Genomic DNA, 22,767 nt, shown 5'->3' with positions numbered 1-22,767 from the left:
TCGCGAAGGTCGAACAGGCGACACGGGCTGTCTGATAGCGCTGCGTTATCGTTAACGTTTTTCGCGAGCAAGCTCGCTCCTACAGGGCGGCAGCGAGTAATTCATGATTCCATCTACAGACCGCTTCAAACCCGCCTTCGGCCTCGGCAACCCCCACCTGCAAACATTGTGGGGGCCGCTGTGGCGCCCGACGACCCACATCGAGCGCCAGCGCGAGCGCCTGTGGCTGGAAGACGGCGACTTCCTCGACCTCGACTGGCACGGCCCCCACGATGCACAGGTACCGTTGGTGCTGGTGTTGCATGGGCTCACCGGTTCGTCCAACTCACCCTACGTGGCCGGCCTGCAAAAAGCCCTTGCCGCCCAAGGCTGGGCCAGTGTCGCACTGAACTGGCGGGGCTGCTCCGGCGAGCCGAACCTGCTTGCCCGCAGCTATCACTCCGGCGCCAGCGAAGACCTGGCGGCGGCGATTGCCCATCTGCGTGCCAAGCGGCCGCTGGCACCCTTGTATGCCGTAGGGTATTCACTGGGCGGCAATGTATTGCTCAAGCACCTGGGGGAAACCGGCATGGCTTCGCAGCTGCAAGGCGCGGCGGCGGTGTCGGTGCCATTTCGCCTGGATCAGTGCGCTGACCGCATCGGGCTGGGGTTTTCGCGGATCTATCAGAAACATTTCATGCGCGAGATGCTGGCGTATATCCGCGTCAAGCAGCGCCAGTTTTTGCAGGATGGCCGCGAGGAAGGGCTCAAAACCCTGGAGGCATTGGGCTCCCTGGAAAAGATGCGCACGTTCTGGGACTTCGATGGGCGGGTGACGGCGCCGTTGCATGGTTTTCTGAGTGCTGAGGATTATTATCGCCGCGCCTCCAGTCGCTACTACCTGGGCGATATCCGCACACCAACGCTGATCATCCAGGCGGCCGATGATCCGTTTGTATTTGCTCATAGCCTCCCCGAGGCGAGTGAGCTGTCGGAGTGCACCGAGTTTGAGCTGCTGGCCAAGGGTGGGCATGTGGGGTTTGTTGAGGGCTCTCTGAAACGCCCCGGCTACTATCTGGAACGCCGCATCCCACAATGGCTACTGGCACAACATGGATAAAAATGTGGGAGGGGGCTTGCTCCCGATTGCAGTGGGTCAGCTAAAGATAAGCTGACTGTTACACCGCTATCGGGAGCAAGCCCCCTCCCACATTTTGATTGGGTTTACAGGCCAATTGCTCAGTCGCCTGTTGCAATTTCCCGCGCCGGATCGGTAATCCACTCACTCCACGACCCCGCATACAACTTGCCCAACGGATATCCCGCCAAAGCGAGCGCAAACAGGTTATGGCACGCCGTCACCCCCGAACCGCAGTACGCCACCAACTCCTCCGGCGGGCGCCCCTGCAACTGCGCAGCAAAGCGTTGCTTGAGCTGCTCGGTCGGCAGGAAGCGCCCGTCACTGCCCAGGTTTTCCGTGAATGCCGCGCACTGCGCGCCAGGGATGTGCCCGGCAATCGGATCGATGGGCTCAACCTCTCCACGAAAGCGCGGCTGGGCGCGGGCGTCGATCAGGGTCAAGCCAGGTCGGCCCAGGCGTTTGTGCAAGTGTTCGGCATCCAGTACCAGCCGAGGATCCGGTGTTCCGGCAAAGGTACCCGTCTCGATCACCGGTGCATCCAAGCTCAGGGGGAGACCGGCGCTGTGCCAGGCCTTGAGACCACCGTCGAGAATAAACACGCCCTCCCGCTTGCCCAGCCAGGCCAAAAGCCACCAGGCACGGGCCGCATAGGCGCCCGGGCCATCGTCATACAGCACCACATCGGTGTCGGCGCTGATACCCCAGGCCCGTAGCTGCTTGGCGAACGTGTCTGCTGCTGGCAAAGGATGACGTCCGGTCACGCCCTTGGTTACCGGGCCACTGAGGTGACGCTCCAGGTCGGCATATTGCGCCCCCTCGATATGCCCTTCGGCGTAACTGCACAGTCCGTAGTCCGGGTCTTCCAGGGCAAAGCGGCAATCCAGGATCACCAGTCCGGCTGACTTCTGGCGCTCGGCCAATTGCTGGGGGCTGATCAGTTGGGCAAGCGGCATGACGGACTCCTGTGAATACAAAGGGGAAAGGTCCTACTTCACTTCTTCAAGTGCCTGGTTCAACGGCACGTAAAACTCTTTGAACAAGGCGTCCACCGCCTCTTTGGCCTGGGGCGTGACAAACCCCGCCTCCAGCACCAGCACCTGGTACACCCCGCGCTTGATCGCCTCGGCGCTCAGGTGGGTGGATTTCTCATTGGTGGTGCACAGGAATCGCACCCACGAGGTCAGGATGATCCAGGCGTTCAGGGTCAGCGCCTCGGTTTGCACCGGGTCCATATTGAGAATGCCTGCATCGACAAACCCCTGGTAGATGGCACCTCCCTGGATCAGGCAACGCTGGGAAAACCGCCGGTAGCCGGTGGCCAGTTCCGGATCGCTTTCGAGCAAATGTTCAAGGTCGCGGTGCAGGAAACGATAACGCCACATGCCCGCCAGCACGGCCTGCAGATAAAAGCGCTTGTCTTCCACCACCATCGTGCGCCCCTGGGGCGGGCGCAGGAAACTGTCCACCAACGCTTCATATTCGCGAAACAGCACGGCGATGATCGCCTGCTTGTTGGGGAAGTGGTAGTACAGGTTGCCCGGGGAAATCTCCATGTGGGCGGCAATGTGGTTGGTGCTGACGCTGCGCTCGCCCTGCTGGTTAAAAAGCTCCAGGCTGGTTTGCACAATACGCTCGCTGGTCTTTACTCGTGGTGCCATAGGGGATCAGCTTCTATACACGTGATTGCGCATCTTACGGCCTATGCCGGCCAGGATAAATCCGGATGTTACTGCAATGTCATTTGACAATTTAGAGTAATGACTCTAAAAATCCAGGCGGACCAATAACAACCGGAACCGCGCCATGTCTGCCAACGCTGCTTACCTGCAAGATTCCCAGGCGCTGGATCACCTCCAGGACCTGTTCGACGCCCAACGTCGCGCCTACGCCGCCAATCCAATGCCACCGGCGGCGCAACGCCAGCAATGGCTCAAGGCCTTGCGGGACATGCTCAGCGATGAACGCCAGGCGCTGATCACGGCGATCAGCCAGGACTTCAGTCATCGCAGCGCGGACGAAACCCTGTTCGCCGAACTGATGCCCAGCCTGCACGGCATTCACTATGCCAGCAAGCACCTCAAGGGCTGGATGAAACCCTCCCGCCGCGCTGTAGGCATTGCCTTCCAGCCCGCCTCGGCCAAGGTCATTTACCAACCCTTGGGCGTGGTTGGCGTCATCGTGCCGTGGAACTACCCGTTGTACCTGGCCATTGGTCCGCTGGTCGGAGCGTTGGCAGCCGGCAACCGAGTGATGCTCAAGCTCAGCGAATCCACACCGGCCACCGGCGAACTGCTCAAGGCGTTGCTGGCCAAGATCTTCCCCGAAGACCTGGTGGGCGTGGTGCTGGGCGAAGCAGAAGTGGGCATGGCGTTCTCCAAATTGCGCTTCGATCACTTGTTGTTCACCGGTGCCACCAGCATTGGCAAGCACGTGATGCGCGCAGCCGCCGAGCACCTCACGCCGGTCACCCTGGAGCTGGGCGGTAAGTCGCCAGCCATTGTTTCGGCCGATGTACCCCTCAAGGACGCCGCCGAGCGTATTGCCTTCGGCAAAGCCCTGAACGCCGGGCAAACCTGCGTGGCGCCGGACTATGTGTTGGTTCCGGAAGATCGCGTGGAGGGGTTTGTCGAGGCTTACTCCAAGGCCATTCGCGGGTTCTATCCGACCCTGACCGACAACCCGGACTACACCGCCATTATCAACGAGCGGCAACTGGCCCGGCTCAATGCCTACGCCAAGGACGCCACCGACAAGGGCGCCACCCTGATCCCTCTGTACGAGCAAGGCCAGGCGCGGCGGATGGCCCACAGCCTGCTATTGAATGTCAGCGACGACATGACCGTGATGCAGGACGAAATCTTCGGCCCGCTTTTGCCCATCGTGCCTTATCGCGGCCTTGACCAAGCCTTTGCCTACATCAACCAGCGTCCACGCCCACTGGCGCTTTATTACTTCGGCTACAACAAGGGCGAGCAGGAGCGCGTGCTCCACGAAACCCACTCCGGGGGCGTATGCCTGAACGACACCTTGCTGCACGTCGCCCAGGATGACATGCCCTTCGGTGGCATCGGCCCGTCGGGCATGGGCCATTACCACGGCCATGAGGGTTTCCTGACGTTCAGCAAGGCCAAGGGTGTACTGGTCAAGCAACGCCTGAACGCGGCGAAGTTGATCTACCCACCTTATGGCAAATCGATCCAGAAATTGATCCAGAAGCTGTTTATCCGCTGATAACCGCCACCTTCGGGACGATAAAAATAATGAACCCCAGCCTGACTGAATCACCCGCGCTGTCGCGGCGCGGCGTCTTGAAAATCGGCCTGTGCGCCAGCGCGTTTCTCGCCACTGCCGGTCTTGGCGCCAGCCTCAGCGGCTGCTCCAGTAGTACGCCGGCCAGTGGCTTTGCGATGCTGCGCGCCAGTGACCTGCCGTTTTTGCGTGCGGTGATCCCGGTGCTGCTGGAAGGCGCGGCCAGCGCCGAGGCGGTAGTCGCTGGCATTGACGACACCCTGAAAAAGCTCGACTACAGCCTGCAGCACTTGTCGCCAGAAATGTTCAAGCTCACCCAGCAGTTATTTGACGTGCTGAGCATGGGTATTACCCGCGGCCCGTTGACCGGTATCTGGGGCAGTTGGGAAAACACCAGCAGCGAACAGATCCGCAACTTCCTGCATCGCTGGGAGAACAGCTACCTGAACCTGCTGCGCATGGGCCAGGGCTCGCTGCTCAAGCTGGTGATCATGGCCTGGTACTTCCGGCCCGCGTCCTGGGCCCATTGCGGCTACCCCGGCCCGCCGAAGATCTGATTCGCATCCCCCACAATAAAAACCAGAGACGAACCTGATGCCCGTACCCGATCTGTTCCGCGACGGCCTGGCCCGAGGCTGGAAAACCCACAACGGCGCCTCCCTCGACAGCGACCTGACCCTGGAAGCCGATGTAGCCATTATCGGCAGCGGTGCCGGAGGCGGCACCACCGCCGAAATCCTCAGCGCCGCCGGCTACAAAGTGTTGTTGATCGAAGAAGGCCCGCTCAAGACCAGCAACGACTTCAAGCTGCTGGAGGACGAAGCCTATGCCAGCCTTTACCAGGAGGGCATCGGGCGCATGAGCAAGGACGGCGCCATCACTATCCTGCAAGGCCGGGCGGTGGGCGGCACCACCTTGATCAACTGGACCTCCAGCTTTCGCACACCCGACGCCACCCTCGCCCACTGGGCCAGCGAATACGCAGTGAAGGGTCACAGCAGCGCGGAAATGGCGCCCTGGTTCGAAAAAATGGAGCAGCGCCTGGGCATCGCGCCGTGGGCGCTGCCGCCGAATGCCAACAACGACGTGATCCGCAAAGGCTGCGAAAAACTCGGCTACAGCTGGCATGTGATCCCACGCAACGTGCGCGGCTGCTTCAACCTGGGTTATTGCGGCATGGGCTGCCCGGTCAACGCCAAGCAATCGATGCTGGTGACGACTATCCCCTCCACCCTGGAAAACGGCGGCGAGCTGCTGTACCTGGCCCGCGCCGAACAGCTCAAATACAGCGGCGACACTATCAGCAGCCTGGAGTGCGTGGCCATGGACGAACGCTGCGTGGCACCCACCGGACGCAAGATCAGCGTGAAGGCCAGGCACTACGTGTTGTCGGGCGGCGGCATCAACAGCCCGGCCCTGCTGATGCGCTCGGACGCGCCCGACCCGCATTCGCGGCTGGGCAAACGCACCTTTCTGCATCTGGTCAACTTCTCCGCCGGGTTGTTCGATGAAGTGATCAACCCGTTCTACGGTGCGCCGCAGTCGATCTATTCCGACCATTTCCAATGGCAGGACGGCACCACTGGCAAAATGTCCTACAAGCTTGAAGCGCCGCCCTTACATCCTGGATTGGCCAGCACCTTGTTCGGGGGCTATGGCACGCAGAACGCACTGGACATGAATCGACTGCCCCACACCCACGCCATGCTCGCACTGCTGCGCGACGGTTTTCACCCCGACAGCCTGGGCGGCACTGTGGAACTGCGTGGTGACGGCACGCCAGTGCTCGACTATCAAGTCTCACCCTACGCCTGGGATGGCCTGCGCCGGGCCTTCCACAGCATGGCCGAGATCCAGTTCGCCGCGGGGGCCAAATCGGTCAAGCCCTTGCATCACGACGCACGGTTCGTGAACACCTTGGCCGAAGCACGCAGCGTGATTGACGGCTTGAGTCTGGAATTGCACCGCACAACCCTGGGCAGCGCCCATGTGATGGGCGGTTGTGCCATGGGCGAAGACCCGAAAAACGCCGTGGCCGACAGCCTTGGCCGCCATCATCAGTTGCGCAACTTGTCGATCCACGATGGCTCGTTGTTCCCCACCAGCATTGGCGCCAACCCGCAATTGTCGGTGTACGGATTGACCGCGCAACTGGCGACAGCATTGGCCGAACGTCTGAAAACGGCATGAAAAAGCCTGGGATTAACGACCTCTATCTACATAAGTCGACTTGGCCGACCGGGATGGCTGCGATACCATCCGGTTCCCCAACGGACTCCGCCAGGACGACGCGATGAACCGAGTGTTGTACCCAGGTACCTTCGACCCGATTACCAAAGGCCATGGCGATCTGGTCGAACGCGCCTCTCGCCTGTTCGACCATGTGATCATCGCGGTCGCGGCCAGCCCCAAGAAAAACCCGCTGTTTCCCCTGGAACAGCGCGTGGAGCTGGCGCGCGAGGTCACCAAGCACCTGCCTAACGTGGAAGTAGTGGGCTTTTCGACGCTGCTGGCGCATTTCGCCAAGGAGCAGAACGCCAATGTGTTCCTGCGTGGCCTGCGCGCGGTATCGGACTTCGAATACGAATTCCAGCTGGCCAACATGAACCGCCAACTGGCGCCGGATGTGGAAAGCCTGTTCCTTACGCCGTCGGAACGTTATTCGTTCATTTCCTCGACGTTAGTCCGTGAAATCGCGGCGTTGGGCGGAGATATCACCAAGTTCGTCCATCCTGCGGTGGCAGATGCACTGACCCTGCGCTTCAAGAAGTAAGACCGCTCAAGCGGCGCCTGCTCGCACTGCGGGCGCCAATGCGGCACAATTGCGCGCATTAGTTTTCAGATGCCTTGGCCGTGCGCCCTGGCAGGAGTTTCCATGTCCCTGATCATCACCGACGATTGCATCAACTGCGACGTCTGCGAACCCGAGTGCCCGAACGCTGCGATCTCCCAAGGCGAAGAGATCTATGTGATCGACCCTAACCTGTGCACCCAGTGCGTTGGCCATTACGACGAACCCCAGTGCCAGCAGGTTTGCCCGGTGGATTGCATTCCGCTGGATGAGGCACATCCTGAGACTGAAGAGCAGTTGATGGAGAAGTACCGGAAGATTACCGGTAAGGCTTGAGCTTCTTTAGTGCCTGTGAGGCCCCATCGGGGGCAAGCCCCCCCCACACTTGGAACGCATTTCAATGTGGGAGGGGGCTTGCCCCCGATGGCGATATCAGCCATCACACAGCACTCAGCTCTGACACCTAGGGCAAAACACACTCGCCCGCTGCCCCAGCACCACATTGCGCAACTCGGTCCCGCAGACCTTGCACGCCTCGCCGCCACGGCCATACACGTACAGTTCCTGCTGGAAATACCCCGGCTGCCCGTCGCCGCCGATAAAGTCCCGCAGCGTAGTACCGCCCCGCTCGATAGCAGCGGCCAGCACCCGCTTGATCTCAATCGCCAGCTTCAAATAGCGCCCGCGTGAAATGCCACCGGCCGCACGCCGCGGGTCAATACCCGCCGCAAACAGCGCTTCCGTCGCATAGATATTGCCCACCCCCACCACGACCGCGTTGTCCATGATGAACGGCTTCACAGCCATCGACTTGCCGCGCGACAGCTGGAACAAACGTTCGCCGTCAAACAGCTCGGTCAAGGGCTCCGGCCCCAGGCGAATCAGCAGTTCGTGGTTGTGCGGGTCCTGGCTCCAGAGCATTGCACCGAAACGTCGAGGGTCGGTGTAGCGCAGGGCCAGGCCGGATTCGAGTTCGATGTCGACATGCTCATGCTTGAGTGCAGGCATGCCCACCTCTACCAGGCGTAGGTTGCCCGACATGCCCAAGTGACTGATCAAGGTGCCTACTTCGGCATTGATCAACAGGTACTTGGCCCGCCGTTCCACCAGCACGATGCGCTGCCCGGACAGGCGCACATCCAGATCTTCCGGGATCGGCCAGCGCAGGCGCCGTTCACGCACCACCACACGGCTGACGCGCTGGCCTTCCAGGTGCGGGGCAATCCCGCGCCGGGTCGTTTCGACTTCTGGTAACTCGGGCATGTGTACCTCTTGAATAACGGTTCAGTGCGCGCCCAGTTCGCGAATCGACAACTTCAGGCTCTCGAAGTCGTAGTCCGACAGGCCTACGTAATCCAGCACCAGATGGCCAATCGCGTTCCACTCATGGTCCACAGCCTGGTTGCCCAGCACGCGACAGGACGAACAGATATGCTCGGCCATCTTCAAAATCGCCAGCAGGTTTTTAAGCTGCGGATTGCGCGACGTCTCATCGCTGAAAATCGCCAGGGCGTTGTGGTGATTGGCGATCGCGTCGGTGACATGTTCCGGCAGGCGCCAGGACTTGGCGGTGTAGTACCCGACCACTGCATGGTTGGTGTTGAACGCGTTGTTTTCGGTATCGACCACGCGGCAATCCGAGCTGGCGTTGGCGTAAGCCTGTTCCAGCACCGCCATGTAGTTGGGGAAACGCTTGAGCATAAGCGGCACACCACAATCGTGGAACAGGCCCAAGGCATACGCTTCATCGACAGTCTGGGAGCCGGTGCGCTTGGCCAGGGTGAGGCAGGTCATGGCTACATCCTGGGCGGTGTCCCAGAAGCGGTTGAGGGTGACGATGGTGTCGTCGCTCATCTCGCCCTTGATCGACAGGGCATTGATCAGGTTGATCACCGAGCGGCTGCCCAGCAGGTTAACCGCACGCTGGATCGAGGCAATCTTGTTGCTCAAGCCGTAATACGACGAGTTGACGATCTTGAGCAACGCGCCAGACAAGCCTGGGTCCTGGGCGATCAGCCGTGCGATCACTTCCAGGTCCGGGTCGGGCATGTACTGCTCCATCTGCAAATCCACCATGATCTGCGGTTGGGGCGGCACGCTGATGCCTTGCAGGACCTGTTGGATCTGCTCGGCGGAAAGCTCTTGGGACATAAGTACACACTCTGGGCTAGGCGCGAATTCTAACCCTTATGAAGACCCGGCCGACACCCAAATGCCCGATTGAAACCGGACTAAATGTGGGAGGGGCGGTGCGACGATTCGACTTGCTCCCGATAGCGGTGAATCAGCCACTTGGATATCAGCTTATGCACTGCTATCGGGAGCAAGCCCCCTCCCACATGTCCGGCGGTGTCTCCAAGTAATGCACAACACGCTATACTCCCGCTCTTTTTTCCGGAGCGACGTCATGTCCCTGCCAAGCCTGCGTCTCAAAGCCAACGCCGATCGTCGTTTGCGCAACGGCCACCTGTGGGTCTACAGCAACGAAATCGACGTGGCCGCCACACCACTCCATGGCTTCCAGGCAGGCGACCAGGCGATCCTGGAAGCGGCCGGCGGCAAGACTCTCGGCATCGTGGCCATGAGCCCGAACAACCTGATCTGTGCCCGCCTGCTGTCGCGCGACATCAAGTTGCCGTTGGACAAGTCGCTGCTGGTGCACCGCCTGAACGTCGCCCTGTCCCTGCGTGACCGCCTGTTCGACAAGCCGTTCTATCGCCTGGTCTACGGTGATTCCGACCTGCTGCCGGGCCTGGTGGTCGACCGTTTCGGCGACATCCTGGTGGTACAGATCGCCTCGGCGACCATGGAAGCCCATAAAGAAGACGTGATCGCCGCGCTGACCCAAGTGCTCAAGCCGAGCGGCATCCTGTTCAAGAACGACTCCGCCGCGCGTGACGCCGAAGGCCTCAACCGCTACGTCGAAACCGTGTTCGGCCTGGTGCCGGAGTGGGTTGCGCTGGAAGAAAACGGCGTGAAATTCGAAGCCCCGGTGATCCAAGGCCAGAAAACCGGCTGGTTCTACGACCACCGCATGAATCGCGCCCGCCTGGCCCCGTATGCCAAGGGCAAGCGTGTGCTCGACCTGTACAGCTACATCGGCGGCTGGGGCGTGCAAGCCGCCGCCTTTGGCGCCAGTGAAGTGTTCTGCGTCGATGCGTCGGCCTTCGCCCTCGACGGCGTCGAGCGCAACGCCGCGCTGAACGGTGTTGCCGAGAAGATGACCTGCATCGAAGGCGACGTATTCGAAGCCCTCAAGGAACTGAAAGCCAGCGAAGAGCGCTTCGACGTGATCGTCGCCGACCCACCGGCCTTCATCAAGCGCAAGAAAGACATGAAGAACGGCGAAGGCGCCTACCGCCGCCTCAACGAGCAAGCCATGCGCCTGCTCAGCAAGGACGGCATCCTCGTCAGCGCCTCGTGCTCCATGCACCTGCCGGAAGATGATCTGCAGAACATCCTGCTGACCAGTGCCCGCCACCTGGACCGCAATATCCAGATGCTCGAACGTGGCGGTCAGGGCCCGGACCATCCGGTGCATCCGGCGATTGTCGAGACACGGTATATCAAGAGCATTACGTGCCGGTTGCTACCCAATAGCTAATTGAAACCGAGTCATCTGTAGGAGCGAGCTTGCTCGCGAAGAACGAATAGACGCCACGGGCTACCTGATAGCGCTGCGTTATCGTTAACGTTCTTCGCGAGCAAGCTCGCTCCTACAATGATGGCGCACATCAATACGGGAAGGTTCTTACAGCGGTATTGATTGAATTCCATTTTTCGCAGACTAGTATCGGTTTCTGGTTTTACTCCGGAAAACAAAAACAATGTCTGGGCACACCCTCTCCCGCTTTATGCTTATCACCTGCATTTCCCTGATCAGCTTTTTCCCGATCAATATCCTGCTCCCTTCATTTCCCGCGCTGTCCAACCAGTTCCACACGCCCAGCGCAGACATCGCGCTGTCCATCAGCCTGTTCACCCTAGTGTTTTCGATCTCACAACTGGTCGCCGGCCCGCTGTCGGATAAATGGGGGCGCAAGGAAGTGCTGCTTGGCTGCATCACGCTATCAATCATTGGCGCAATAGGCTGCGCGATGGCGTCGGACTACCTGACCTTCCTACTGTTTCGCACGGCACAGGCCATGGGCTGCGGGTTCTTCGTGTTGGGCCATGCGCTGGTGGAAGACCTTTTCGAGGAACAGGACCGCGCCCGCGTGCGCCTCTATTACATGACCTTGAGCGGTTCGTTTGTCGCGCTGTCGCCGCTGATCGGCTCCTGGCTGCAAACTACGTTCGACTGGCAAGGCAGCTTCTATGGTTTTGCGTTGATGGCGCTGGGCATGTTGATCCATGCGTTCTGTATCCTGCCGTCGAAGTCCTCCGGCCCACACCGCGAGCCGGTATCCATCATCGGCACACTCAAGGCTGTGGCACGCAATCGCGATTTCCTGCGCTACTGGTGGATCGCCGCCCTGGTGTTCGCCTGCTACTTCGCCTTGATCAGCGTGACACCGTTGATTTTCATGGACTCGCTGAAACTCACCGAGTACCAGTACGCGCTGGTGCTGATGGTGTACGGCCTGGCCTATCTGCTCGGCGGTGTGGTGGCCTCTTATCTGCAAAAACACATCTCGCTGTCCCGACAAATCAATATCGGCCTTGGATTGTTGCTCCTCGCCGGTGTATCGCTGGCGCTGATCGTCAGCCTTGAGGTGATCACCACCGCAACCCTGCTGATCCCTATGCTGGTCAGCGCGCTGGCCGTCACCCTGGTGCGCCCGGCCGCCATTTCTGCAGCGATGTTGCTGTTCTCAAGCAGCGCGGGCACGGCGGCGTCAGCGGGTAACAGCATCATGTTCTTCACCGCTGCAATCAGCAGCGCAGCACTTGCGCAAACCGGAACCCATTTGCTGATGACCATTGCCGTCAGCTTCATTGCTTTCAGCCTGTGGGGTTGGCTGACGAATGCCAGGATCAATCGCTGACGCCTCCCCCTGTAGGAGCGAGCTTGCTCGCGAAGAACGAATAGACGCCACGGGCTATCTGATAGCGCTGCGTTATCGTTAACGTTCTTCGCGAGCAAGCTCGCTCCTACAGGTAACGGTGCGTCATAGCCAGATGGCATCCCATAGTGGGTATTGGCCAATGTGCTCGACCAAACCCGCACGCAATGGGTTCGCGACGATGTAGCGAGCCATTGCCTTCAAGTCCTCCTCACGGCGCAGCGCCCGGTCGAAATAGCCTTTTTGCCAAAGCACTCCGAAGGACTGTCTTGCCTTATTGATTGCACGGGCACTTCGCGATTTGGTTCGCTGCATGAGCCTGGGCAAATCGCCGTTGTGCAACTCGACCAGCCAGTGGAAATGGTCAGGCATGACCACCCATGCCAGTGACGTTGCATCTGCATCTTCCTGAGCCTTTCTGAATTCGCGAACCAGCAAGCGACCTATATACCAGTCTTGAAAAATGCGTTGCCGTTGATGGGTGACAGCCGTTAGCAAGTAGATACAGCCCGATTCTGAGTAACGCCCTTTACGCAGCCGATGAGCATTTTGCTGGGTGGACATTCCTTCGTCCTCTTCTGTGATTGGAAGATGAACGGTAGGAGCCAACGGGCCAGCGAGCCGTTAAACAGTGGTTCTGGATATGTCTTGCCATTGTAGGAGCGAGCTTGCTCGCGAAGAACGAATAGACGCCACGGGCTATCTGATAGCGCTGCGTTGTCGTTGACGATTTTCGCGAGCAAGCTCGCTCCTACAGGTAGACGGCCATTCCCTCCAGCCGCCAGCGGTGTAGAATCGGCCCTATTCATCGCCAGTCATCCCCCGGCGGGTTTATGAGCTCGAGGCCCAAGCACGCGGCGATCCCGCGACGCGAGTGGCAACTTCCGGACACACGGCCATTTTTCGGGTGTTCCAGTCGTCAATTAGAAGCTCACTCCCCTTTAGTACTTGATTAGCCGCCCGGAGTGCTCCAATGCCTGATTACCGCTCGAAAACATCCACCCACGGCCGCAACATGGCCGGCGCGCGCGCACTGTGGCGTGCCACGGGGATGAAAGATGACGACTTCAAGAAGCCGATTATCGCGATTGCCAACTCCTTCACCCAGTTCGTACCCGGTCACGTCCACCTCAAGGACCTGGGCCAACTGGTCGCCCGTGAAATCGAACGCGCCGGCGGTGTAGCGAAAGAATTCAACACCATCGCCGTGGATGACGGCATCGCCATGGGCCATGACGGCATGCTGTACTCGCTGCCGAGCCGCGAGATCATCGCCGACTCCGTGGAGTACATGGTCAACGCCCACTGCGCCGACGCCATCGTGTGCATCTCCAACTGCGACAAGATCACCCCCGGTATGTTGATGGCTGCCTTGCGCCTGAACATCCCGGTGATCTTCGTTTCCGGCGGGCCAATGGAAGCCGGCAAGACCAAGCTCGCTTCCCACGGCCTCGACCTGGTAGACGCCATGGTGATCGCCGCCGATTCCAGCGCTTCTGACGAGAAGGTCGCGGAATACGAGCGCAGCGCCTGTCCAACCTGCGGTTCGTGCTCCGGCATGTTCACCGCCAACTCGATGAACTGCCTGGTCGAAGCCTTAGGTCTCGCGTTGCCGGGCAACGGTTCTACCCTCGCCACCCACAGCGATCGCGAACAGCTGTTCCTGCAGGCCGGCCGCACCATCGTCGAGCTGTGCAAGCGTTACTACACCGAGAACGATGAGTCGGTATTGCCACGCAATATCGCCAACTTCAAGGCGTTCGAAAACGCCATGACCCTGGACATCGCCATGGGCGGTTCCACCAACACCATCCTGCACCTGCTGGCCGCCGCCCAGGAAGCCGAGATCGATTTCGACCTGCGCGACATCGACCGCCTGTCCCGTCACGTGCCACAGCTGTGCAAGGTCGCGCCGAACATCCAGAAGTACCACATGGAAGACGTGCACCGCGCCGGCGGAATCTTCTCGATCCTCGGCTCCCTGGCCCGTGGCGGCCTGCTGCACACCGACCTGCCGACCGTGCACAGCAAGTCCATTGCCGAAGGCATCGCCAAGTGGGACATCACCCAGACCGACGACGAAGCCGTGCACACCTTCTTCAAGGCCGGCCCGGCGGGCATCCCGACCCAGACCGCGTTCAGTCAGTCGACCCGTTGGGACAGCCTGGACACCGACCGTGAAAACGGCTGCATCCGCAGTGTCGAGCACGCCTACTCCCAAGAAGGCGGCCTGGCCGTGCTGTACGGCAACATCGCCCTCGACGGCTGCGTAGTGAAAACCGCGGGTGTGGATGAATCCATCCACGTCTTCGAAGGCCGCGCCAAGATCTACGAAAGCCAGGACAGCTCGGTTCGCGGCATCCTCGCCGACGAGGTCAAGGAAGGCGACATCGTGATCATCCGCTACGAAGGCCCCAAAGGCGGCCCGGGTATGCAGGAGATGCTCTACCCCACCTCGTACCTGAAATCCAAGGGCCTGGGCAAAGCCTGTGCGCTGCTGACCGACGGGCGTTTCTCCGGCGGCACCTCGGGCTTGTCCATCGGCCACGCTTCGCCGGAAGCCGCTGCTGGTGGCGCCATCGGCCTGGTGCAGGATGGCGACAAGGTGCTGATCGACATTCCGAACCGCTCGATCAACCTGTTGATCAGCGACGAAGAACTGGCTGCCCGCCGGATCGAGCAGGACAAGAAGGGCTGGAAGCCGGTGGAAAAGCGTCCGCGTAAAGTTACTACCGCGTTGAAGGCCTACGCGTTGCTGGCCACCAGTGCCGACAAGGGTGCTGTTCGCAACAAAGCCATGCTCGACGGCCTGTAAGCCCCGCGCATGAAAATGCCCCGCCAGGTGCGGGGCATTTTTTTGCCTGGAGATAACCCAAAGCACAATGATGATCAACATGTGGGAGGGGGCTTGCTCCCGATAGCGGTGGGTCAGCCAATATCAATGTTTGCTGGACCGACGTCTTCGCGGGCAAGCCCCCCTTCCACAGAAGTGATGCTTCAGGTTTTAGAACTGTGGGGTGTAAGTCATGGTGAACATTACATTGCGTGGGTCGCCGTAGTAGTTGCTGCCCCAGTTCGCGTTGTAGGCCGGGATGTAATACTTCTTGTCGAACATATTGTTCAGGTTCGCCGCCACGCTGAATTCCTGATTGATTTTGTAAGCCACTCGCGAATCCCACAGTGCATTGCCCGGCACGCTGAATGTGCGGTCATAGGCTTCGGTGCTGCTTTGCGCAGTCACGCCGGCACCCACGCTGAACTTTTGCCAGTCGCCCGGCAACTGGTAATCACCCCAGACCTTAAGTTGATGCTTGGGTGTCCAAGTGCTGAATATCTTGCCCTCGTAGGTGTCGTCCTTGAGGAATTTGGTGGTGTTGTAGGTATAACTGGAAACCAGCTGCAACCCCGGCAACACCTCGCCGCTCAAGGTGGCTTCGAAGCCTTGGCTACGCACCTTGCCCGAGGCAACCGAGCAGTACCAGCCATTGCAGTTCATCGGCCCTTGCAGGTCCTGGACGCCACGGTTTTGCTGGTCATAGCGAAAGATCGCAAACGAGGTGTTGAGCCGACCGTCCGCCAGTTCGCCCTTGATACCCAACTCGTAGTTCTTGCCCTCGATGGGCTTGAGCAAAGAGCCCGAGGTGGTCAGGTTGGTTTGCGGCTCAAAGGCATCGGCGTAGCTCGCGTAGGCCGACCATTGTTCGTTCAGGGCGTAGACCAGGCCGGCATAGGGCGTGACCTTGCCGGAGGTCTGCGTGGCGCTTTCTTCCGGCGCCTGATACACACCGCGCATACCATTCTGGCCCAAGTAGGAGTACTCATACCAACTGGTGCGAGCGCCCAGAATCAGCGTCAGCGGGTCCAGCACCTTCACACGCCAGGTGCCGTAAATGCCCTTCTGGCGAATGTCATACCAACTCTTGGATGCATTGCCTGCCTGGAACAATTGGTTTTTGTCGCGCTGAGGGCGGTTGTGATCAATATTGAAGATATCAGCGCCCGCCGTCGCCGCGCGCGCCCATTGGTCATCGGTGGTGAGTTTGGAGTAGTTGGCACCCAGCACCACCTCCTGCTGTAATCCCAGGCCTTCGAACTTGCCGTTTACATACGCGTCAGCGCCACGGCTCTTGGTATTGAAGTCGGTCACCCAGTCCACATAGCGAACGTTGCCCACATCGCCGGGGTTGGGAATTGTGTCCCAGGTGGCTTGGTAGGTCGCGTCATTGTGTTCATCCATGGCGACCAGTGCCGCCTTAAATTTCCAGTCATCGTTGAAGCGATGTTCCAAGTCGGCGAACACTTGGGTCTGGTTGTTGACGGCACGGTTCCAGCTGGCACCGACAAAGGTCGAGCGCGGCAGACCGATGTCATTGCCGTTGGCATACCGCGGCAGCGACATGAAGTTGGGGCGCGAATGGCCTTTCTGGTTACTGATACCCACGCCGACGGTGGTTTCGGGGGTGAAGTCATAATCGACGGCGGCGTAGACCGTCTGGTTCCAGCCGCCGGCATAGTCGACGAAGGAATCAGTGGTGTCATAGTCCGCCACGAAACGGCCACGCAACGTGCCTTCGGCGTTGAGTGGGCCACCCGCGTCGACCTGGGTGCCGTAGTGGTCCCACGAACCGGCCTTGGCGGTGATGGTCACGGTCGGGTCCTGTTGGCCGCGCTTGCGTACCAGGTTCATGGTGCCACCGGGGCTATTGGCGCCTTGCAGCAATGCAGCCGGGCCTCGCAGGGTTTCGACGCGGTCGTAGATCGCCATGTTTTCGGTGAGGTAACTGCCCAGTGTGTAGGTGTTACGCGCAATCGGCACCCCGTCGTATTCCAGGGTGCCCACTTCAAAGCCACGGGAATAGATGAACATGCCGGGGCCTGGGGATTTGGTCGCGGTCAGGCCGGGCGTGCGCTTGACCACTTCGGAGAGCTTGGTGGTGTTCTGGTCATCCATCTGCTTGCGGGTCATGACGCTGACCGATTGTGGGATGTCCTTGAGCTTTTGTTCACCTTTGCCAAGGGTCACGGCGCCCGTGGTGTAGGAGCCGCTGCCTTCAGTGGTAGCGCCCAGGCGTTCGGCGCTGATGGTGGTGGCACCGACCTCGATGGCAGAGCCTGTGGCTACACGTTTTTCCAGGGTGACGGTGTCGGCATTGATAAATGCCGCGCTCAGCCCCGTCCCACCGAGCAATTGCCCCAATGCCTGGCGCTGATCAAGCGTGCCGCGTACACCCGGCGAAACTACACCTTGGGTCAATTCCCCCGAGACCAGTACCTGCACCCGCGTCACCGCCGAAAACGCCGCCAACGCACCATCGAGGCTTTGTCCTGCAATATCGAAACGGTAGGCCTGGGCCTGGGTAGTCTCGGTGGCCTGCACATACAGCGGCGCGGCGCCGCTGGCGATGGAAATGGCCAGTGCAAGCAAGGGCCGTGCAGCGAATCGGTGTGCCATGGATAGTGCTCCCCAGTGCAAAAAGTCTGTGATCGGCGCCGCACTACTTGAGAGTGCTTACTATTTGCGCCTCAGTGATCAAGGACGAACGCTTGACGGGAAACCCTGAAAGTTTTTTGAGAAAGTTGTTATTACGACGCCTTGCCTTCACGCAATACCAATAAATACGGGGTGTAGTACTCGGCGCGCAGATTGAGTGTGTATTCCAGCGCCTTGATCACAGCGTCATGCTTGTCGATTTCGAACACCCCGGATACCACCCGATTACGCAACGCATCGCCCAGTACCAAAGTCTGTCCCGGCCAGTACCGGTTCAGCTCGCTGACCACTTCTGACAGGGGTTGCTGGCGGAACACAAGTTGCCGCTGGCGCCAGGCAAACCCGCGGACCGGGTCGAAGCCATGCACCTCGGCCAGGTGCCGGTCCTGGTATTCCACCGCCCGTCCTGGCTCCAGATAAACCGGCTCACCACCACCCGAACTGACCTGCACCTTGCCCTGCGCCACTTGCACGCGAGTTTGAGCATCACGTCTCATCACGCTGAATTGAGTACCAACCACCTTCACCCAACCGCCACCGGACTGCACCACGAACGGCCGCACCGGGTCCTTGGTCACTTCGAAAAAACCTTCGCCACGCAGCAGGCGGATCTGACGTTCGCCCGCGCTCATGCGCACCTGCACCGCGCTGTCGGTATTGAGTTGCAGGTGAGAGCCGTCGGCCAGTTCGATACGAAGCGACTCCCCGGTGCCGGTGGCGTAGTCGGCGCGCAGGCGGTCGAGCCAGGGCGTGTTGTGCACCGTAAGCCCCACTGCCAGCAAAACGGCAGCGGCATAGGCCCAGCGGCGCGCCGGTTTGCGCCAGGCGGCTTGTTCGGCACGGCGTACCACGCGCGCCGGTTCACGCAGGCCACCGAGCAGCACCTGGACTTCCTGCCAGGCCCGATCCTGGGCATCGCCCTGCCCGAGCCAGGCGGCGAAGCTGTCCAGTTCGGCGGGCGTAACGTCGTCGGCCTGCAGGCGAAAATACCAGCCGCTGGCTTCGTCGAACATTTCATCGGCAGTGGATAGGTCGGTCATGACCGGCGTCCTTGTTCATCGCAAGCCAGCTGCGTCTTGATATAGCCACGGCATTCAATCAAGGCGCGACGCAATTGATATTCCACACTGCGCGGGCTGATCGACAAGCGCTCGCCGATCTCGCGATAGGAAAGTTCGTCGACATGATAAAGCAGGAAGATCTGCCGAGTCGCTTCGGGCAACGCCAGGATGGCAGCCTGCATTAACTGTTCCTGCTGGTAGGCCGCCAATTGCTCATCGGCACCTGGGTTGCTGCACGGCAGTTCATCGCTGGGCTCCCCGGCATCCAGGCGCTCGCGGCGGATGGCCTGGCGCTGATGATCGCGCACCAGGTTGCTGGCGATGGTGAAAAGGAAGGCAGGAAGGTTATCGATTTTGTCGCCGGAATCCAGCCGCGCCAGGCGCAGGAAAGACTCCTGGGTCAGGTCGGCGGCCACTTGGGCGCTGCCGGTGCGCCGAGTGACGAAGGCTTCGAGGGCTTTCTTCTGCTCCGCGAACAGGCGCGCGATCTGCGAATTCCAGGAGGACACAGCACTACCTTGAAAAAGAACGGACGGTTCAGGGAGTGCGCACGCTAGCAGAAGATGAGATTTGTTCGCAATTGATATCTATTTATTGCCCTGGGCTTCAGATAGCCATCGGGGGCAAGCCCCCTCCCACATTTTGATTTGTGAACACTTTCAAATGTGGGAGCCGGCTTGCCTGCGATAAGGGCGACTCGGTTTTACTGGATGTCCTCCGGCTTGACGATCACCCAGTTCTTGTCCGCCGTCACTGGCAGTCCTTCCTTGGCTTGCGCCGCGGCGTGCTTGGCGATCATGCCGTTAAGCTGGGTCATGTATTTGTCCTTGCGGTTGATCCACAGGTGGATGCCACCCTTGGCCACGTCCACATCGTGGAACAGCATGTAGCCGTCGCTGGTCGGCGTATCGCCGCCGACGATCACCGGTTTTTTCCATTCGTCGATGTAGGTGAGGATCGCCGCGTGCTTGCCGGCCATCCAGGTTGCCGGGGTCCACAGGTAAGGGGTCAGCTCCAGGCCAAGGTTGGCTTCCTGGTCATATTTGCCGGCGGCTATCTGCTTGCGGGCGGTGGTCAGCTCGCCGGTCTTGCGATCCTTGAGCAGCGTGCTGACGCCAATGACGTTCTCGGGCTTGACGTTGTAGCCGTACTTCGGATCGGCGGCGACCATGCGCACCAGCTCCTCGGAAGCAGCGGTCATCACATACACCTCGATGCCGTTTTCCATCAGCTTGTTATATAGCTCAGCCTGGCCGGTAAAGACTTTCGGCGGCTGCACTTCGGACTGCTTCACCGCATCGCCGTCGAAGTAACTGACCGGCACCGGCTTGCCGGACGCCATCAGCTCGTCGACCTGGACCTTGAGTTCCTTGAGGGTGAAGCCGGAGAACACCTGGGCGACCCACGGGTAGCAAACCATGTCGTCGACTTCACAAAGGCGATAGTAGTAGCTGAACAGGCTTTCCTTATGCTCGGCGGTATCTTTGAACGGCATCAGCTTGAGCGAAGGATCGAGGCTGTCGCGGGTGATCAGGCCCTTGTTTTCCATGTACGGCAGCAGCGACTCTTCGAGGTCGTAGCGGTAGCTGGTGTTGTCCATGTCGAACACCGCATAGTTACCCTTGTTGGCGTTGGCGGCGATCATTGCGTTCAACTGTTTGGCGGCAGGCGCCGGCCAGTGTTTCAACTCGGTGGCGGCGAACGCCTGGCTGGCGAGTCCGAGGCAGAAGGCGGCGGATATCAGTAGTTTCGGCGCGAGCTTCATAGGCGTTGTCTCCCTCAAGTGAAAGACATCGACGCTAACAAATCCGTATGACAGTTATCGCCCGGGCGCGACCGCTTGCGTCTTGATCACGCCAAGGCCATACGCATGCGCGCCAGCGCCTTATTCCAAAAACGACAGTTACCATTCCATATCGGTATTAAATCATTATATTTCATGCTGTTAGGCTTCCCGGTTCGCAATCGCAGGCTCACGCGATTGGCTGCCTTCTCAACGGAGCTTCAATGAATCTGCCCCTGATTCTCAATTTATTGGTGTTCGTGGCCCTTTTGCTGGGCCTGGCACAAACCCGTCGTACGAACTGGAGCCTGGCCAAGAAGGTGCTCTTCGCCTTGGTCCTGGGCGTGCTGTTCGGTGCGGCCTTGCACACGATCTACGGCGACGGCAACCCGGTGCTCAAAGCCTCCATCGGCTGGTTTGACCTGGTCGGCAACGGCTATGTGCAACTGCTGCAAATGATCGTGATCCCACTGGTGTTCGCCTCGATCCTCAGTGCCGTGGCGCGTCTGCATAACGCTTCGTCATTGGGCAAGATCAGCTTCCTGACCATCGGCACGCTGCTGTTCACCACCGCCATCGCGGCGCTGATCGGCATCGGCCTGACCAACCTGTTTGGCCTCACCGCCGAAGGCTTGGTGGCCGGCACCCAGGAAATGGCGCGCCTGCAAGTGATCCAGAGTGATTACGCCGGTAAGGTTGCCGACCTGAATATCCCGCAATTGCTGCTGTCGTTCGTGCCGGCCAACCCGTTCGCCGACCTGGCCCGGGCCAAGCCGACGTCGATCATCAGCGTGGTGATTTTCGCCGCCTTCCTGGGGGTCGCCGCACTGCAACTGCTCAAGGATGACGTGGAGAAAGGCCAGAAGGTCGTCAACGCCATCGACACCCTGCAAGCCTGGGTGATGCGCCTGGTGCGCCTGGTGATGAAGCTGACCCCGTACGGCGTATTGGCGCTGATGACCAAGGTGGTCGCCGGCTCCAACCTGCAAGACATCATCAAGCTCGGCAGTTTCGTGGTGGTGTCGTACCTGGCCCTGGGCCTGATGTTCGTGGTGCACGGCCTGCTGCTGTCCCTGGCCGGGATCAACCCGCTGCGCTTCTTCCGAAAGGTCTGGCCGGTGCTGACCTTTGCCTTTACCAGCCGCTCCAGCGCAGCGAGCATCCCGCTGAGCATCGAGGCACAGACCCGTCGCCTGGGCATCCCGCAATCCATCGCCGGCTTCGCCGCCTCGTTTGGCGCGACCATCGGCCAGAACGGTTGCGCCGGTCTTTACCCGGCGATGTTGGCGGTGATGGTCGCGCCGACCGTGGGCATCAACCCCCTGGACCCGCTGTGGATCGCGACCCTGGTAGCGATTGTGACCTTGAGTTCGGCGGGCGTTGCCGGCGTAGGCGGTGGTGCGACCTTTGCCGCGCTGATCGTACTGCCGGCCATGGGCTTGCCGGTGTCACTGGTGGCGCTGCTGATTTCCGTGGAGCCGCTGATCGACATGGGCCGTACGGCGTTGAACGTCAATGGTTCGATGACGGCGGGGGCGATTACCAGCCAGATCATGGGGCAGACGGATAAAAAGCTGTTGAATGCCGATGAACATGCCGAACTGGCGCAGGCATAAAGGCTTATAACCTGTAGGAGCGAGCTTGCTCGCGAAGAACCTGAGGGCGCCGCGTTCATTCAGAATGCCCGCGTCATCGTTGACGATCTTCGCGAGCAAGCTCGCTCCTACACTAGTTGCGCTCCCACACTTCAAAGTTGTACGCCGGCTTATCGCCTTCAGCTGGATTCTCCAGATTCGACACCAGCTTCCACTGGTTCGTATCAAACTCTGGAAACCACGCATCCCCTTCCGGGCTCAACGCCACCCGCGTCAGATACAAGCGATCGGCCTGCTCCAGCCCCTGCGCATACAACTGCGCGCCGCCGATCAGCATCAGCTCGTCCACGCCTTGGGCCTTGGCCCATTCCTCAGCGCGTTCTACCGCCGCTTCAAGTGACGGAAAAACTTGCGCACCTTCAAGCGCCAGATCGGTCTGACGACTGACCACCAGGTTCAAGCGCCCCGGCAACGGTCGGCCCAGGGAATCCCAGGTCTTGCGCCCCATGATGATTGGCTTGCCGAGCGTGGTGGCCTTGAAATATTTGAAATCCCCCGGCAAATGCCAGGGCATGCTGTTGTCGACGCCGATCACGCGGTTTTCACCGAGGGCTGCGATCAGGCTTAAAGGGAGAGTTTTTTTCATGGCGACGAGAATACCAGAGGCGCGA

Annotated in this window: 20 protein-coding genes and 1 pseudogene; 10 read left to right on the top strand and 11 right to left on the bottom strand. The window is 60.1% G+C overall.

What is annotated here, in order from left to right; genetic code table 11:
- The first annotated feature begins 103 nt into the window (after positions 1 to 103).
- Positions 104 to 1,099 carry a hydrolase gene (locus KVH01_RS06775; protein WP_217880849.1) on the top strand — a complete coding sequence of 332 codons (996 nt, stop codon included), beginning with the start codon at positions 104 to 106 and terminating at the stop codon, positions 1,097 to 1,099.
- Between the two features lie 119 nt (positions 1,100 to 1,218).
- Here the strand turns inward: KVH01_RS06775 and KVH01_RS06770 are convergent, their stop codons facing one another.
- Positions 1,219 to 2,073: a sulfurtransferase gene (locus KVH01_RS06770; RefSeq protein ID WP_043047031.1), complete on the bottom strand. Its 855-nt coding sequence runs from the start codon at positions 2,071 to 2,073 to the stop codon at positions 1,219 to 1,221.
- Between the two features lie 33 nt (positions 2,074 to 2,106).
- Positions 2,107 to 2,778, bottom strand: coding sequence for a TetR/AcrR family transcriptional regulator (locus tag KVH01_RS06765; RefSeq protein WP_005792294.1), 672 nt, complete (start codon positions 2,776 to 2,778; stop codon positions 2,107 to 2,109).
- A gap of 145 nt (positions 2,779 to 2,923) precedes the next feature.
- On the opposite strand from KVH01_RS06765, the gene KVH01_RS06760 reads away from it, so the two are divergent.
- The 5 genes from KVH01_RS06760 to KVH01_RS06740 all read left to right on the top strand — a co-directional run bounded on the left by KVH01_RS06760 (position 2,924) and on the right by KVH01_RS06740 (position 7,496).
- The gene (locus KVH01_RS06760; protein ID WP_217880848.1) at positions 2,924 to 4,351 is read left to right on the top strand and encodes a coniferyl aldehyde dehydrogenase; all 1,428 of its coding nucleotides are present in this window, start codon (positions 2,924 to 2,926) and stop codon (positions 4,349 to 4,351) included.
- Positions 4,352 to 4,380: 29 nt separating this feature from the next.
- Positions 4,381 to 4,926, top strand: coding sequence for a twin-arginine translocation pathway signal protein (locus KVH01_RS06755; protein WP_217880847.1), 546 nt, complete (start codon positions 4,381 to 4,383; stop codon positions 4,924 to 4,926).
- Positions 4,927 to 4,963: 37 nt separating this feature from the next.
- A complete protein-coding gene (locus KVH01_RS06750; RefSeq protein ID WP_217880846.1) occupies positions 4,964 to 6,559 on the top strand; it encodes a GMC family oxidoreductase in 1,596 nt (531 codons plus the stop codon).
- Positions 6,560 to 6,662: 103 nt separating this feature from the next.
- Complete coding sequence (gene coaD / locus KVH01_RS06745) at positions 6,663 to 7,142, top strand: pantetheine-phosphate adenylyltransferase (protein ID WP_003176711.1); 480 nt, start codon at positions 6,663 to 6,665, stop codon at positions 7,140 to 7,142.
- 102 nt (positions 7,143 to 7,244) lie between these two features.
- Positions 7,245 to 7,496, top strand: coding sequence for a YfhL family 4Fe-4S dicluster ferredoxin (locus tag KVH01_RS06740; protein ID WP_003195146.1), 252 nt, complete (start codon positions 7,245 to 7,247; stop codon positions 7,494 to 7,496).
- A 114-nt stretch (positions 7,497 to 7,610) separates the two neighbouring features.
- On the opposite strand, the gene mutM is transcribed toward KVH01_RS06740, so the two are convergent.
- Together mutM and KVH01_RS06730 are read right to left on the bottom strand one after the other, a co-directional pair.
- A complete protein-coding gene (mutM, locus tag KVH01_RS06735) occupies positions 7,611 to 8,423 on the bottom strand; it encodes a bifunctional DNA-formamidopyrimidine glycosylase/DNA-(apurinic or apyrimidinic site) lyase (RefSeq protein WP_057014188.1) in 813 nt (270 codons plus the stop codon).
- 21 nt (positions 8,424 to 8,444) lie between these two features.
- Complete coding sequence (locus tag KVH01_RS06730) at positions 8,445 to 9,257, bottom strand: HDOD domain-containing protein (RefSeq protein ID WP_200893555.1); 813 nt, start codon at positions 9,255 to 9,257, stop codon at positions 8,445 to 8,447.
- Positions 9,258 to 9,567: 310 nt separating this feature from the next.
- On the opposite strand from KVH01_RS06730, the gene KVH01_RS06725 reads away from it, so the two are divergent.
- Positions 9,568 to 10,764, top strand: a complete 1,197-nt coding sequence (locus tag KVH01_RS06725; protein ID WP_015886370.1) for a class I SAM-dependent rRNA methyltransferase — start codon at positions 9,568 to 9,570, stop codon at positions 10,762 to 10,764.
- 223 nt (positions 10,765 to 10,987) lie between these two features.
- Positions 10,988 to 12,148 (top strand): MFS transporter, encoded by a 1,161-nt coding sequence (locus KVH01_RS06720; protein WP_217880845.1) that lies wholly within the window; start codon positions 10,988 to 10,990, stop codon positions 12,146 to 12,148.
- Between the two features lie 123 nt (positions 12,149 to 12,271).
- Here the strand turns inward: KVH01_RS06720 and KVH01_RS06715 are convergent, their stop codons facing one another.
- Positions 12,272 to 12,730, bottom strand: a complete 459-nt coding sequence (locus tag KVH01_RS06715) for an REP-associated tyrosine transposase (RefSeq protein WP_043047024.1) — start codon at positions 12,728 to 12,730, stop codon at positions 12,272 to 12,274.
- A 409-nt stretch (positions 12,731 to 13,139) separates the two neighbouring features.
- Between KVH01_RS06715 and ilvD the strand changes: the two genes are divergently transcribed.
- Positions 13,140 to 14,981, top strand: coding sequence for a dihydroxy-acid dehydratase (ilvD, locus tag KVH01_RS06710; RefSeq protein WP_043047023.1), 1,842 nt, complete (start codon positions 13,140 to 13,142; stop codon positions 14,979 to 14,981).
- Positions 14,982 to 15,170: 189 nt separating this feature from the next.
- Here ilvD and KVH01_RS06705 read toward each other — a convergent pair whose 3' ends face one another.
- The 4 genes from KVH01_RS06705 to KVH01_RS06690 all read right to left on the bottom strand — a co-directional run bounded on the left by KVH01_RS06705 (position 15,171) and on the right by KVH01_RS06690 (position 20,483).
- Positions 15,171 to 17,618, bottom strand: a complete 2,448-nt coding sequence (locus KVH01_RS06705; protein WP_217880844.1) for a TonB-dependent siderophore receptor — start codon at positions 17,616 to 17,618, stop codon at positions 15,171 to 15,173.
- A gap of 131 nt (positions 17,619 to 17,749) precedes the next feature.
- Positions 17,750 to 18,697: a FecR family protein gene (locus KVH01_RS06700; protein ID WP_217880843.1), complete on the bottom strand. Its 948-nt coding sequence runs from the start codon at positions 18,695 to 18,697 to the stop codon at positions 17,750 to 17,752.
- Positions 18,694 to 19,227 (bottom strand): RNA polymerase sigma factor, encoded by a 534-nt coding sequence (locus tag KVH01_RS06695; RefSeq protein WP_043047020.1) that lies wholly within the window; start codon positions 19,225 to 19,227, stop codon positions 18,694 to 18,696. Before KVH01_RS06695 ends, KVH01_RS06700 begins: the two co-directional genes overlap by 4 nt.
- A 194-nt stretch (positions 19,228 to 19,421) precedes the next feature.
- Positions 19,422 to 20,483, bottom strand: a complete 1,062-nt coding sequence (locus tag KVH01_RS06690) for an HAD family hydrolase (RefSeq protein WP_225924065.1) — start codon at positions 20,481 to 20,483, stop codon at positions 19,422 to 19,424.
- A 242-nt stretch (positions 20,484 to 20,725) separates the two neighbouring features.
- Here KVH01_RS06690 and KVH01_RS06685 point away from each other — a divergent pair, with 242 nt between their 5' ends.
- The gene (locus KVH01_RS06685; RefSeq protein ID WP_217880842.1) at positions 20,726 to 22,117 is read left to right on the top strand and encodes an L-cystine transporter; all 1,392 of its coding nucleotides are present in this window, start codon (positions 20,726 to 20,728) and stop codon (positions 22,115 to 22,117) included.
- Positions 22,118 to 22,129: 12 nt separating this feature from the next.
- On the opposite strand, the pseudogene KVH01_RS29740 reads toward KVH01_RS06685, so the two are convergent.
- Both KVH01_RS29740 and KVH01_RS06680 read right to left on the bottom strand, forming a co-directional pair.
- Positions 22,130 to 22,252 (bottom strand): annotated as a pseudogene (locus KVH01_RS29740) (outer membrane lipoprotein carrier protein LolA); the annotation flags it as partial.
- Complete coding sequence (locus KVH01_RS06680) at positions 22,230 to 22,742, bottom strand: dihydrofolate reductase (protein WP_217880841.1); 513 nt, start codon at positions 22,740 to 22,742, stop codon at positions 22,230 to 22,232. The pseudogene KVH01_RS29740 and the gene KVH01_RS06680, both read right to left, overlap by 23 nt.
- Positions 22,743 to 22,767 lie beyond the last annotated feature (25 nt).

It is taken from the genome of Pseudomonas khavaziana (assembly GCF_019145205.1).
GTDB lineage: Bacteria > Pseudomonadota > Gammaproteobacteria > Pseudomonadales > Pseudomonadaceae > Aquipseudomonas > Aquipseudomonas khavaziana.
This window is presented reverse-complemented; position numbering and strand designations above follow the sequence as displayed.

Bases quoted from the DNA above. Each gene is read 5' to 3' on its own strand.
- KVH01_RS06775 (WP_217880849.1), top strand. From the start codon at position 104: ATGATTCCATCTACAGACCGCTTCAAACCCGCCTTCGGCCTCGGCAAC.
- KVH01_RS06770 (WP_043047031.1), bottom strand. From the start codon at position 2,073: ATGCCGCTTGCCCAACTGATCAGCCCCCAGCAATTGGCCGAGCGCCAG.
- KVH01_RS06765 (WP_005792294.1), bottom strand. From the start codon at position 2,778: ATGGCACCACGAGTAAAGACCAGCGAGCGTATTGTGCAAACCAGCCTG.
- KVH01_RS06760 (WP_217880848.1), top strand. From the start codon at position 2,924: ATGTCTGCCAACGCTGCTTACCTGCAAGATTCCCAGGCGCTGGATCAC.
- KVH01_RS06755 (WP_217880847.1), top strand. From the start codon at position 4,381: ATGAACCCCAGCCTGACTGAATCACCCGCGCTGTCGCGGCGCGGCGTC.
- KVH01_RS06750 (WP_217880846.1), top strand. From the start codon at position 4,964: ATGCCCGTACCCGATCTGTTCCGCGACGGCCTGGCCCGAGGCTGGAAA.
- coaD (WP_003176711.1), top strand. From the start codon at position 6,663: ATGAACCGAGTGTTGTACCCAGGTACCTTCGACCCGATTACCAAAGGC.
- KVH01_RS06740 (WP_003195146.1), top strand. From the start codon at position 7,245: ATGTCCCTGATCATCACCGACGATTGCATCAACTGCGACGTCTGCGAA.
- mutM (WP_057014188.1), bottom strand. From the start codon at position 8,423: ATGCCCGAGTTACCAGAAGTCGAAACGACCCGGCGCGGGATTGCCCCG.
- KVH01_RS06725 (WP_015886370.1), top strand. From the start codon at position 9,568: ATGTCCCTGCCAAGCCTGCGTCTCAAAGCCAACGCCGATCGTCGTTTG.
- KVH01_RS06720 (WP_217880845.1), top strand. From the start codon at position 10,988: ATGTCTGGGCACACCCTCTCCCGCTTTATGCTTATCACCTGCATTTCC.
- KVH01_RS06715 (WP_043047024.1), bottom strand. From the start codon at position 12,730: ATGTCCACCCAGCAAAATGCTCATCGGCTGCGTAAAGGGCGTTACTCA.
- ilvD (WP_043047023.1), top strand. From the start codon at position 13,140: ATGCCTGATTACCGCTCGAAAACATCCACCCACGGCCGCAACATGGCC.
- KVH01_RS06705 (WP_217880844.1), bottom strand. From the start codon at position 17,618: ATGGCACACCGATTCGCTGCACGGCCCTTGCTTGCACTGGCCATTTCC.
- KVH01_RS06700 (WP_217880843.1), bottom strand. From the start codon at position 18,697: ATGACCGACCTATCCACTGCCGATGAAATGTTCGACGAAGCCAGCGGC.
- KVH01_RS06690 (WP_225924065.1), bottom strand. From the start codon at position 20,483: ATGAAGCTCGCGCCGAAACTACTGATATCCGCCGCCTTCTGCCTCGGA.
- KVH01_RS06685 (WP_217880842.1), top strand. From the start codon at position 20,726: ATGAATCTGCCCCTGATTCTCAATTTATTGGTGTTCGTGGCCCTTTTG.
- KVH01_RS06680 (WP_217880841.1), bottom strand. From the start codon at position 22,742: ATGAAAAAAACTCTCCCTTTAAGCCTGATCGCAGCCCTCGGTGAAAAC.